At 40.6% G+C, this 12254-nt stretch carries 10 protein-coding genes; 5 read left to right on the forward strand and 5 right to left on the reverse strand.

Annotated features, from left to right (window positions below; genetic code table 11):
• Position 1: 1 nt before the first annotated feature.
• On the reverse strand, positions 2-1780 hold the full coding sequence (locus QSE00_RS16720; protein WP_286106827.1) for a 1-deoxy-D-xylulose-5-phosphate synthase: 1779 nt from the start codon (positions 1778-1780) through the stop codon (positions 2-4).
• A gap of 152 nt (positions 1781-1932) precedes the next feature.
• On the opposite strand from QSE00_RS16720, the gene QSE00_RS16725 reads away from it, so the two are divergent.
• Together QSE00_RS16725 and QSE00_RS16730 are read left to right on the forward strand one after the other, a co-directional pair.
• Positions 1933-2382, forward strand: a complete 450-nt coding sequence (locus QSE00_RS16725) for a nucleoside deaminase (RefSeq protein ID WP_110356294.1) — start codon at positions 1933-1935, stop codon at positions 2380-2382.
• An 82-nt stretch (positions 2383-2464) separates the two neighbouring features.
• A complete protein-coding gene (locus QSE00_RS16730) occupies positions 2465-2884 on the forward strand; it encodes a hypothetical protein (protein WP_286106823.1) in 420 nt (139 codons plus the stop codon).
• A 77-nt stretch (positions 2885-2961) separates the two neighbouring features.
• On the opposite strand, the gene QSE00_RS16735 is transcribed toward QSE00_RS16730, so the two are convergent.
• From QSE00_RS16735 to aspS, 4 genes are all read right to left on the reverse strand, one after another.
• Entirely contained in the window at positions 2962-3156 is a 195-nt protein-coding gene (locus QSE00_RS16735) for a cold-shock protein (protein WP_110356095.1), read from the reverse strand.
• 91 nt (positions 3157-3247) lie between these two features.
• A complete protein-coding gene (locus QSE00_RS16740) occupies positions 3248-3499 on the reverse strand; it encodes a hypothetical protein (protein ID WP_110356094.1) in 252 nt (83 codons plus the stop codon).
• 14 nt (positions 3500-3513) lie between these two features.
• Complete coding sequence (locus tag QSE00_RS16745) at positions 3514-5307, reverse strand: chloride channel protein (protein ID WP_286106824.1); 1794 nt, start codon at positions 5305-5307, stop codon at positions 3514-3516.
• 54 nt (positions 5308-5361) lie between these two features.
• Positions 5362-7110 (reverse strand): aspartate--tRNA ligase, encoded by a 1749-nt coding sequence (gene aspS, locus QSE00_RS16750; RefSeq protein ID WP_286106828.1) that lies wholly within the window; start codon positions 7108-7110, stop codon positions 5362-5364.
• Between the two features lie 178 nt (positions 7111-7288).
• On the opposite strand from aspS, the gene QSE00_RS16755 reads away from it, so the two are divergent.
• From QSE00_RS16755 to QSE00_RS16765, 3 genes are all read left to right on the forward strand, one after another.
• Positions 7289-10261 (forward strand): SusC/RagA family TonB-linked outer membrane protein, encoded by a 2973-nt coding sequence (locus QSE00_RS16755; RefSeq protein WP_286106825.1) that lies wholly within the window; start codon positions 7289-7291, stop codon positions 10259-10261.
• Positions 10262-10278: 17 nt separating this feature from the next.
• On the forward strand, positions 10279-11559 hold the full coding sequence (locus QSE00_RS16760) for a RagB/SusD family nutrient uptake outer membrane protein (RefSeq protein ID WP_110356090.1): 1281 nt from the start codon (positions 10279-10281) through the stop codon (positions 11557-11559).
• A gap of 202 nt (positions 11560-11761) precedes the next feature.
• Positions 11762-12112, forward strand: coding sequence for a toxin-antitoxin system YwqK family antitoxin (locus QSE00_RS16765; RefSeq protein WP_286106826.1), 351 nt, complete (start codon positions 11762-11764; stop codon positions 12110-12112).
• Positions 12113-12254: the final 142 nt, after the last annotated feature.

Consider the following 12254-nt stretch of genomic DNA (forward strand, 5'->3'; position numbering starts at 1 on the left):
GCTAATCAGTATTCAAGAGGTTGTTAATATATTTTTTTAAGGTCGATATATCTATTTTAGCTATTTTATGGAGCTCTTCCACAGTTCCGTGCTCTATAAAAACATCTTCAATTCCAAAAATCTTTATTGGGACAAAACTATGCATCTCGTTGGCATATTCCAAAATGGCACTTCCAAATCCCCCCATTTTACAGCCATCCTCAATGGTGATCACCTGCTCATAGGCCGAGAATATTTTCCGCAGCATAATCGTATCCAAAGGCTTTACAAAACGCATATTGTAATGGCCAATTTGGCCCTCGTCCTTCGTGCTTTTTAGTAAATCAACCACCATGTTCCCAATATGACCGATTGAAAGTACAGCAATTTTCGTACCTTTTTTTAATTCTTGTGATAATCCTATCGGAATTTTGTTAAACCGTTGTTTCCAATCCAGTGTTACCCCTCTTCCTCTTGGATATCTTATGGCTATGGGTTGTCCTAAACCCAGCTGTGCCGTGAACATTATATCCCTAAGTTCGATTTCGTTCAAAGGTGCAAAAATAATAAGATTTGGTATGCACCGTAAATAGGCCATATCATATATTCCGTGATGGGTGGCACCGTCCTGCCCAACTATACCTGCACGATCCAAACAGAAAATAACGGGGAGATTTTGAAGTGCTACATCATGTATGATCTGGTCATAGGCACGCTGTAAAAAAGTAGAGTATATATTGCAAAATGGGACCAGGCCTTCTGCGGCCATTCCACCAGCCATGGTTACGGCATGTTGCTCGGCAATGCCCACATCAAAAGCCCTTTCCGGGATTTGTTCCATCATATATTTAAGGGAGCTTCCGGTGGGCATGGCTGGGGTTATACCTACAATATGTTCATTGTTTTTAGCCAATTCTACCAAGGTGTACCCAAAAACATCCTGATATTTTGGAGGTTGTTTTTCCGAGGTTTTGGGCCAAAGGTCGCCCGTTTCTTTATTAAATTTTCCTGGAGCATGGTACGCTACTTGGTTCTCCTCAGCTTTTTTGAGTCCTTTTCCCTTGGTAGTTATAATATGGAGCAATTTGGGCCCTTCAATATCTTTTAACCTCTTTAGCTCTTTTATCAACATAGCCAGATCATGTCCGTCCAAAGGGCCGGAATAATTAAAATTTAAACATTCAAAAATGTTTTCGTCTTTGGCTGTGCCTTTTTTAACATTGGTAAGGTATTTTTTCAAGGCACCTACGCTAGGATCAATTCCTATGGCATTGTCATTTAGGATAATAAGGACGTTGGCGTTGGTGTCCCCGGCATGATTAAGCGCTTCAAAGGCCATACCGCTAGCAATGGAGGCATCACCTATGACGGCAATGTGCTGTATATTTTTTGCCCCCTTTATTTGGGAGGCCAAAGCCATTCCTAGGATTGCTGAAATAGAGGTTGAACTATGTCCAGTGCCAAATACGTCATAAATGCTTTCTGTGCGTTTGGGAAATCCGCTTATTCCACCCAATTGCCTATTGGTATCGAATATATCCCTACGTCCGGTCAATATTTTATGGCCGTAAGCCTGATGTCCAACATCCCATATTAGCTTGTCTTTTGGGGTGTTAAATACATAGTGAATGGCGATCGTTAGTTCCACAACACCCAAGCTGGCCCCCAAATGCCCTTCTTTGGTAGCTACAATGTCTATGATGAACTCCCTTAATTCTTGGGCAAGTTGCAATAAATCGACTATTTCCAAGGTTCGAATATCCTTGGGGTCGTTAATATGTTGTAGAATTCCCTTGGGCATACTAAAAATGTTACGCAAAACTAAGGTATTTAAACGTTGAATGGTATGTTTTTTAGTGGATCATTGGCGGTTTTTCAGGATAATTTAATCAAATGGTATTTTTTTTGACCCTTCACCAATATTGTTTACTATTGTGGCTTAAAATGTTAGGTATGATCAATCCTTTTGACGACACTTATTTTATGAAGAGAGCCTTACAGGAGGCAGAAGCCGCTTTTGAAATAGGAGAGGTGCCCGTTGGTGCCATTATTGTTGTTGAGAATAGGATTATTGCCAGGGCGCATAATTTAACCGAACGTTTGAACGATGTTACTGCACATGCCGAAATGCAGGCCATAACCGCGGCGGCCAATTTTCTAGGAGGGAAGTATCTACACAATTGCACCCTATACGTAACACTGGAACCTTGTCAAATGTGTGCGGGGGCACTGTATTGGAGCCAAATTTCCAAGGTTGTCTATGCAGCAAGGGACTTGGATAGGGGTTTTATAACCATGGGTACCAAAATACACCCCAAGACCGAATTGGTAAAAGGGGTCATGGAGAAGGAGGCATCGGAAATTTTGAAGCGCTTTTTTATTCAGAAGCGCAATTTGAATTAGAATGTTTCCAATTGGTTTTGCCCAATACGCAACTTATTAGCAGATTTTGCATCTACTTTTTAATTCAACAATCTGAGATATAATGAAAGTATATGGATTAATACGCTTCCTGGTTCTGATTTTTGTCCTACATGGATGTTCCACAGAAAGTACGCCCGAAAAGAAGGACAAGGTTAGTGGAACTTGGAACCTGATGAACGTTAGTGGTGGATTCGCTGGGGTTGATGAAGACTTTGAAAAAGGTAAAATTATATGGGAATTCGACACCAAGGATGGGACCTTGCTCGTTACCAACAATGACGAATCAGGCGCACTATACAACGGCTTGCCAACGGGCACCTATGCTTATTCCATCCTACAGGGGAAAGACCAGGATTATTTGCAATTAAACGACAAGGAGGTAGGTGGTATTGATGTTGCCAAGTCACAATTGGTCTTAGACCAAAACAACACCTCTTCGGGTAGTGGAGCGGATGGCTTTGTATTGGTACTGGTAAAATAGCCAAGGCATTGATAAATGGTCAAAAACCAAAACCCCTAGCGATCACCAAGGGTTTACATTTTTTTAAATAAATAGTATTAGCCAATTACCTGCACCCTTGCAGCAACTATTCCTTTTCGGCCTTCCTCTTCCTCGTATTCCACTTTGTCGCCTTCGTTAAGTTCAGTGCCGTTTAATGAAGTTGCATGAACAAAAATATCCTTACCTGTGTCGTCGTTGGTAATGAAGCCATATCCCTTGGATTCATTAAAAAATTTTACTGTTCCAGTCATTCCAATGAAATTAAAATAATAATGGTTTATATTACTAATTTATGTTTTTTTGGGCAAAATTGGATATAATCGATTTAAAAAAATATGAAAATCACTGATTGTCAGTAGGCTTCTTTTCCTTTCCCTGCATTTTTAGGATGTTTTCCTCAGTAAGCATATAGTCCTTCATTTTTTTGCCTTTACTAACTTTGATAAGAAAGAGGGGCATGGCCACCAAAAATATCCCGACTGTTCCAAAACCTATACATTTATTGGATAAGACCACATCTTCCTCACTTATGTTAAACCCATAAACGATGGAGGTTATGGAAGCTATTAGAATCAAAGAAATAATATACTTCATTCCTAACTGGGATTTTATGAGGTTAAATTTATTAATTTTCTTCTGTAAGCGGTCAACAACTTGGACTTGGAGATAAAACCTACATATTTTTCATCTTTAATAACGGGCAGGTTCCAAGCTCCGCTACTTTGAAACTTCTCCATAATATCCGTCATTTTATCCTTGTCCAATTCAATTATATCGGGAGGGGTGTTCATAATGTCGCCCGCCATTACTTCCTTGTACAATTTCTGATTGAACATTATGGGGCGTATGTCATCCAACAAAATAATCCCCAAAAGGGTATTGTCCTCCTTGTCAATTACCGGAAATATATTTCTATTGGATTTTACCACTGCTTGATGTACAATATCCCCCAGATTCATCTCCGGGTATATTGGGACAAAATTATCTTCAATAACTTTGTCTATATCCATCAAAGTTAAAACGGCATGGTCCTTATCATGTGTAATTAACTCTCCTTTTCTGCCCAACTCCATGTTGTAAACAGAATGTGGGTGCACATATTTGGTGATGGAAAAGGAGATAGTAGAGGTGATCATTAGAGGAATGAACAATTCATATCCCCCAGTTACCTCGGCTATAAGGAATATTGCAGTGAGGGGGGCGTGGAGAACGCCGGCCATAAGTCCGGCCATACCCACAAGTGTAAAATTACTTTCTGAAATTTGGTTTGATAAGATTCCTAAATTGTTAATTGCTTTTGCAATACAATTGCCCATTATACTTCCCATGAATAGTGTAGGGGCAAAGATACCCCCAACGCCCCCCGCACCAAAAGTTAGGGCACAGGCAATAATTTTAAAAAAAACCAATCCGGCCAATAGTCCAATTACTAACCATATATTCGTAAGGTCCAAATGGAAAATATTATTTTCCAAAACCTTTTCAGGCTTTCCCAAGATGAGGTTGTTGATAACATCAAAACCCTCGCCGTATAAAGGAGGGACCAAATAAACCAATATTCCAATAGCAATTCCGCCGTAAAGTAACCTTTTGATGGGAGAACCTATTCTGTCGAATATTTTTTGGATCCGCTCATATACTTCTGTGAAATAGATGGAGGTTAGACCTGCAAACAAGCCTAGGATTACAAAGAAGGGAATGTCCGAAATAATAAAATCGTCCTCAATTTTAAAGGGCAAAAGCACATCGCTCCCAAAGAAAAAGTAGGATGTTATAATTCCTGAAAGGGAAGCCAAGAGCAGGGGCAGCATGGAGGCTATGGTCAGGTCTAGGCTAAATACTTCAATGGCGAAAATAATGGCTGCAATGGGGGCTTTGAATATGGAGGCCATGGCTCCTGCTGCCGCACAGCCTATAAGTAAATTCCTTGTGGTCTGGTTTACGTGGAACATCCTTGAAATGTTGGAGCTTATGGCAGCTCCTGTTGCCACGGTAGGGCCCTCCAGACCAACAGATCCTCCGAAACCAACGGTAATGGGTGCTGTAAGAATGGATCCGAACATCTGATATTTCCGCATTATTCCCTTCATCTTGGAAATGGCAAAGAGGGTAGAGGGAATACCATGGCTCACCTTGTTGCGGATCACGTATTTAATGATCAAACAAACAAGGGTAAGACCAATTATAGGAAAAACAAAATAAAAGGCATTGTGGTAATACCTTACCAAATTACCTTCCAATAGATGTTGAAAAAAGTGAGTTAAATTTTTAAGGACAACAGCACCTATCCCAGAAGTAAACCCAACCAAAATACTAAGGATGTAAATAAATTGCCTTTGGGAGATATGTTTTGCGCGCCAAACCAAAAAGTTGGTAAGCCAAGATTTTTTTAGTGCTGTCATGATTTTGAAAAAATCCCGCTAGTTACTTTGACTAGCAGGATTTTAAAGATATGATTATAAATCCAATTTTAGGTGAAGTTCCTTCAACTGTAAATTGTCAATCGGGGCAGGGGCATCGATCATGACATCGCGACCACTATTGTTTTTGGGAAAAGCAATAAAGTCCCGTATAGTTTCCTGTCCGCCCAAAATGGCTACCAATCTATCGAGGCCAAATGCCAAACCACCATGGGGCGGTGCTCCATATTGAAAGGCATCCATTAAAAATCCAAATTGTGCCTTGGCTTCCTCTGGGCTAAAGCCAAGATGTCTGAACATAGTGGCTTGTATTTGCTTATCGTGAATCCGTATGGAGCCACCTCCAATTTCATTGCCGTTCAGCACCAAATCATAGGCATTGGCCTTTACTGCGCCGGGGTCCGTGTCCAGTAGCTCCAACTGTCCGGGCTTCGGTGAGGTAAATGGATGGTGCATGGCGTGGTAATGACCTGTTTCCTCATCTAGTTCCAATAATGGAAAATCGATTACCCAAAGCGGAGCAAACTCATCTTTTTTGCGTAATCCTAAACGCTGGGCTATTTCCATTCTAAGTGCACTTAATTGTGTCCTCGTTTTATGGGTCTCCCCGGATAGTACGCATATTAGGTCCCCTGCATTGGCGCCTGTTGCAGCTGCCCATTTTGCAAGATCTTCCTGGTCATAAAATTTGTCTACTGAAGATTTGAAGGTGCCATCGTTGTTGAATTTGGCATAGACCATTCCTTTGGCCCCTATTTGTGGCCTACGTACCCAGTCTACAAGGGCGTCTATTTCTTTTCTGGTATAGGCCGCTCCTCCAGGTATGGCAATACCCACTACCAATTCGGCCTCGTTGAATATTCCAAAGTCCTTATGTTTTGCAATGGCGTTAAGCTCACCGAATTCCATGGCAAAACGGATATCCGGTTTATCGTTGCCATATTTTCTCATGGCCTCATCATAAGTCATTCTAGGAAACTTGTCAAGGGAGACCCCTTTTATTTCCTTCAATAAATGCCTGGTTAGTCCCTCAAAAACATTTAAAATATCTTCTTGTTCCACAAAGGCCATTTCGCAATCTATCTGTGTAAATTCCGGTTGCCTGTCCGCCCTTAGATCTTCGTCCCTAAAACATTTAACGATTTGGAAGTACTTGTCCATTCCTCCGACCATCAATAATTGTTTAAATGTTTGGGGCGATTGTGGCAGGGCATAAAACTGGCCTTCGTTCATTCTGCTTGGAACTACAAAATCTCTGGCACCCTCTGGAGTGGATTTGATCAAATAGGGAGTTTCCACTTCAATAAAACCTTGGTCGGAGAGATATTTTCTCACCTCAATGGCCACTTTATGCCTAAATATTAGGTTGTTCTTTACAGGATTTCTGCGAATGTCCAGATATCGGAATTTCATACGGATATCTTCGCCACCATCGGTTTGGTCCTCAATGGTAAAAGGGGGGGTTAAGGATTTATTGAGTATTTTGATTTCCGAGACCAAAACTTCTATATTTCCGGTAGGTATATTTGGGTTTTTGGAGGTCCTTTCAATAACGGTTCCCTTAACCTGTATTACAAATTCACGACCTAGGGATTTGGCAATTTCCATAATCTCTTTTGAGGAGCGTTCCTCATCAAAAATGAGCTGGGTAATACCATATCGGTCGCGTAAATCGGCCCATATCACAAAACCTTTGTCCCTAACCGTTTGGACCCATCCAGACAGGGTAACCTCTGTGTGTTGATGGCTTTCCCGTAATTCACCGCAATTATGACTTCTATACATCTTTTTTTTCATCTATGATCAGGCAAATGTAAGAAGTAATAGGGTAAGCTGAAAAAAATATCCGCAATTAGGAAATTCGAAATATGGGTTACTCAATTTTATCAAATTCTAATAATTTTTAGAGAATATTAACAAAACTTAAGTATTTTAGTATATAATTCTAACTAAACTTATAAATATGAAACAGAAATTAATTAGGAAAAACATGTTCTTATTTTTTTTAATGGCACCTCTGCTTTTGTTGGCTCAGGGAGTTGTTAAGGGAAAGATTACAGACACTAGTCTGGGAGATCCACTTCCAGGGGTCAATGTGGTAATAAAAGGTACCACAACAGGTACTACCTCCGATTTTGATGGTAATTACGAAATTTCAGTGGATAATTTCCCGGCTACCTTGGTGTTTTCGTCCTTGGGATATGCCTTAAAAGAAATGCGGGTAACTGGCCCAACTACTTTAAATGTTGTTATGGACGAATCTGCAACAGGATTGGAGGAAGTGGTGGTAACAGGATTGGCAACATCGGTTAAACGGAGTAATTCCGCCAATGCAGTAGCCTCGGTATCCGCAGATGAGTTAACGGGAAGGACACCACCACAAACTCTGGATGGTGCCCTGGCCGGCAAATTTGCAGGAGCACAAATTACTGCGGCATCCGGAGCCCCAGGGGGTGGTATGTCGGTAAAATTGAGGGGGGTTACCTCTATTAATGGACAGGGCCAGCCTTTATATATTATAGATGGTGTTTATGTGAATAACAACAGTGTTTTTGCTGGTGGTCTAAATGAGATTTCCAATGCAGCCGGTGGTGGTGCTTCCTCTACCGATTCCCAGGACAACGCTTCAAATAGGATTGCGGATATAAATCCGGACGATATTCAGAATATTGAGATACTGAAAGGAGCTTCGGCCTCTGCCATTTACGGGTCTAGGGCCGCTGCAGGTGTAATAATTATTACAACCAAAAAGGGGAAGGCCGGGAAAACAAAAATCAATTTTTCCCAAGCCGTAGGATTTAACGAAGCTGTTAATTTGTTGGGTCAAAGAAACTGGACCGCGGCATTGGCAGAGAGTGCATATAGTGAAGGCGCATTGTTTACGGCGGCTGAATCTGCAGGCAGGCTACGTGATTATGAGCAGGAAATTTATGGAGAAAAGGGCTTTATTACCAATACTAATTTAAGTATTTCAGGAGGGTCCGACAAAACCTCTTTTTTTGGCAGTTTTACCAACAATGAGGAAGATGGTATTGTGAAAAGGACCGGGGCATCCAAACAATCGCTTCGTTTAAATGTGGATCACAGGATTACAGATGATATTAAATTATCCTTAACAGGAAATTATATTGAGTCCAGTGCGGATAGAGGGTTCTTCAATAATGATAACTCCAACACCACCATAGGAGTTTCTTTGTTATTTACTAGGCCATGGGATTATTTATTACCCGATGCGGATGGTAATTACCCCGATCACCCTGCGAATTCTTCCAATCAGATACATACCCGGGATGTAATGACGAACAACGAATCTGTTAGTCGATTGATTGCCGGTGGATCTTTGGATGTGAATTTATTTAGAAATGAAAATCAAAGTTTGAAAATGATCCTTAAGGCTGGAATGGACACATACACTCTTAAAACGACCGTTTTTTTTCCGAGGGAATTACAGTTTATGCGACCGGATGTAGGAGGATTGGACGGATTGTCATCCGATGGTACCACACAGAACACCGATGCTAATTTTTCGGGGTTTCTTGTACATAATTTTCGAACCGATAATGAACTTAGTTTTACCACCCAAGCAGGGGTGACCAATGAGCAGTTTTCCCAAAACACTGTTAGGGTAACCTCAACTGGCTTAATAGCTTCTGAACAAAATGTGGATCAGGCTGCCAATGTAAAGGTAGACCAGTTTAGATTGGAACAGGAAGATGCCGGGTTTTTCGTTCAGGAGGAGGTTAATTTTCAAGATAAATTAGTGGGAACCATTGGGATAAGGGGAGATAAGTCCTCAAACAATGGTGATGCCAATAAGCTATTTTATTATCCAAAGGCTTCCGTAGCAATGAATATTCACAATTTTGATTTTTGGAAACTGGAGGCCGTTAATCAGTTGAAGCTACGTGCTGCTTATGGGGAAGCAGGTAATTTTGCGCCAAATGGGGCACTTTTTACGACCTATATAAATTCTTTGATCGACGGAAATGTAGGGATAATTACCCCGGCAACGCTTGGGGACCCCTCCATACAGCCCGAAAGGCAAAAGGAATTTGAAATTGGTCTGGATGCCGGTTTTATCAATAATAAAGTGACCTTGGAATTTACATGGTATAACAAGAAGGTGGAAGATCTAATTCTCCAAGCGGATAACGAACCCTCTTCGGGCTATACCTTTCGATGGGCAAATGCCGGAGCTTTGCAAAATAAGGGAGCCGAAATAGGAATCAATGTAAATGCCTTTGACAATGAGGACTTTTCATGGGATTCCGGAATTAGTTGGTTTAAAAATAAATCTGAAATCACAAAATTAACCGTGGCCTCATTTGATACTCAAGGTTTTGGTACGGGTCTGGGAACATTTAGAATTGAGGAGGGCAAAAGTGCTACCCAAATTGTTGGTAATGATGAAAATGGCAACGTAGTCGTTTTGGGGGATGCAGAACCGGATTTTCAAATGTCATTTAATAACAATTTCAAGTATAAGGACTTCTCTTTATCCTTTTTATGGCATTGGAAAAAAGGGGGGGATAATGTAAATCTAAGTAGGTTACTTTCAGATTTTGGCGGAACCAGTGCCGATTTTGATAAAATGAATTTAGACCCTTCAGGTGCCCTCAACAATGGAAGTTATAGGCTTAGTGCTTATGGCGCCGGTTTTGCAGGACCTTTTGTGGAAGACGCTTCGTATTTAAAATTAAGGGAAGTAGGTTTGTATTATAACCTTCCCGAAAACACGCTCCAAAAATTGTTTAAAGGAAATGTTTCCAATGTTAAAATTGGTCTTTCCGGACACAATATCATTAGTATTTTTGACTACAATAGCTACGATCCAGAAGTATCTAATTTTGGTTCGGCAGCAGCAGGGATAGGAATTGAAGTGGCACCATTTCCATCGTCCAAAAGATTTATGTTTCACTTATCAATTGGACTATAACATTTAAAAATAATAATATGAAAATCACAAATAAATTAAAAGTTCTATTTATGACCTTGATCGGATTGCTGGTTTTTGGTTGTACTATTGAAGATGGGAAAGATTTAAACGGTCCAGAAACAACATCCATTTCGGAAGGAGTGTCCAGACCGGAACTTCCTCAAGTGGTGTCCGGAATACTGGCCGATATGAGAGATCGTTTAAATACCCAAGAAGATGTTATTTCGGTTGTTGGCCGGGACTATTGGAGACATCAGAGTTCTGATCCCAGATGGACCGGGGATCTTATGACCGGGGTCTTGGATGATAACGCCTTTTATCTTACAACACCGTATTCGGCCCGTTATGCTGTAGTTAAGGAATGTAATATTTTGCTGGAAGGATTGGAAAATACGACAACAGATTTTTCCGAGGCTGAAAAGGCTGCTATTCGGGGGTTTGCAAACACTATTAAGGCACATCAACTGTTAACCGTACTTAATATGTTGTATCAAAACGGAATACGGACCGATGTGGCCGATCCTGATAATCTGGGCAGCTTCGAAGGTTATGATGCCGCGTTAACAACTATTATAGGTTTATTGAATTCCGCGGCCACTGATTTGGCCACCGGAGGGGACGTTTCTCCCAATACCTTGGGCGTATCCTATTTGGAATTCAATAGAGCCCTAACGGCAAGGGCAGCTGCCTATCAAGGTAACTATCCCCTTGTTCTAAGTGCTTTGGAGGATTCCTTTATGGATTTCACGGGGGACTTGTATTTAGGAGCATATTACCAATTTTCATCCGCGGGGTCCGATGAATTGAACCAGTTGTTTTTTGCCAAGAATTCCACGGGTGCCAATGCGAGAATTGCACATCCAGATTTTGTTAATTCAGCCGAACCTGGAGATAGTCGATTGGGGAAAGCGGTACTGAGAACCGACGGCCCACTAAATATTGCAGGATTGACACCTGGGACACATGATGTATATATTTATGAATCCAGTACTGATCCGGTTGCAATAATTAGGAATGAAGAGCTTATTTTGTTATATGCAGAAGCGAATATGGCAGATAACCCTGGCGAAGCTGAAATGGCTATCAACCTAGTGAGGGATGCTGCCGGACTAGACCCTGTTCTTCCAGGTAGTGTGGATGAAGATAGGATTTTGTACGAACGAAGATATTCATTATTTGCCGAGGGGCATCGCTGGATAGATTTAAGAAGGTTTGATAGGCTGGATGAACTGGTAATAGACAGGGCCGGAGACAATAGGGTTGCACAATTCCCTATTCCTCAGAATGAAGCTCAATAATTTGTAGTTGTAACACATCGAATAATCGATGAAAACAGAAACTCCCTAAAATAGGGAGTTTCTTTGGTTTATAAGTAACTATAAAACAGCTGTTTGGCAGTTCAATGTAAATTTAATGTTAACTTAAGGTTTATTTTTCGTAAAATATATGTATCTTTATTTCGTTAGGAGATTATTGAAAAACTTAAAATCCCAAAAAAAAATGAAAGGAATAACATTGATTTTTGCACTTATATTTTCAGTTGTAATCAACGCTCAAGATATAAAACCTGTTTTTGAACTAGATGGTGAAATATTGAAGGCCACCTATTACCATGACAATGGAGTAGTTTCCCAGGAAGGTCAATTTCTAAATGGAAAACTCCATGGTGAATGGAAGATGTACGGTGAAGATGGAAAAAAAATATCCATGGGTGAATATACCGAAGGAAAGAAAACCGGAAAATGGTTCTTCTGGGATGTCAAAAAATTAAAAGAAGTGGATTTTGTGGACAGTAAAATTGCCAATGTTACCGAATGGAACAACGTGGGTCAATTGGCGGTCAATAAATAATACAATATTTTGTGAATTGAAGAGGCTGTCTAAAAAGGCAGTCTCTTTTTTTTGTTTATGATTTTAAAAAAAGTATCGATTTTCTTATCTTAATGGTATGAAAAGCAATGTCGTTTGGAAGACCAATAATCAGACGCAATTG

The sequence above is a fragment of the Arenibacter flavimaris genome, from assembly GCF_030291335.1.
Taxonomy (GTDB): domain Bacteria; phylum Bacteroidota; class Bacteroidia; order Flavobacteriales; family Flavobacteriaceae; genus Arenibacter.

Bases quoted from the DNA above. Each gene is read 5' to 3' on its own strand.
- QSE00_RS16720 (WP_286106827.1), bottom strand. From the start codon at position 1,780: ATGCCCAAGGGAATTCTACAACATATTAACGACCCCAAGGATATTCGA.
- QSE00_RS16725 (WP_110356294.1), top strand. From the start codon at position 1,933: ATGATCAATCCTTTTGACGACACTTATTTTATGAAGAGAGCCTTACAG.
- QSE00_RS16730 (WP_286106823.1), top strand. From the start codon at position 2,465: ATGAAAGTATATGGATTAATACGCTTCCTGGTTCTGATTTTTGTCCTA.
- QSE00_RS16735 (WP_110356095.1), bottom strand. From the start codon at position 3,156: ATGACTGGAACAGTAAAATTTTTTAATGAATCCAAGGGATATGGCTTC.
- QSE00_RS16740 (WP_110356094.1), bottom strand. From the start codon at position 3,499: ATGAAGTATATTATTTCTTTGATTCTAATAGCTTCCATAACCTCCATC.
- QSE00_RS16745 (WP_286106824.1), bottom strand. From the start codon at position 5,307: ATGACAGCACTAAAAAAATCTTGGCTTACCAACTTTTTGGTTTGGCGC.
- aspS (WP_286106828.1), bottom strand. From the start codon at position 7,110: ATGTATAGAAGTCATAATTGCGGTGAATTACGGGAAAGCCATCAACAC.
- QSE00_RS16755 (WP_286106825.1), top strand. From the start codon at position 7,289: ATGAAACAGAAATTAATTAGGAAAAACATGTTCTTATTTTTTTTAATG.
- QSE00_RS16760 (WP_110356090.1), top strand. From the start codon at position 10,279: ATGAAAATCACAAATAAATTAAAAGTTCTATTTATGACCTTGATCGGA.
- QSE00_RS16765 (WP_286106826.1), top strand. From the start codon at position 11,762: ATGAAAGGAATAACATTGATTTTTGCACTTATATTTTCAGTTGTAATC.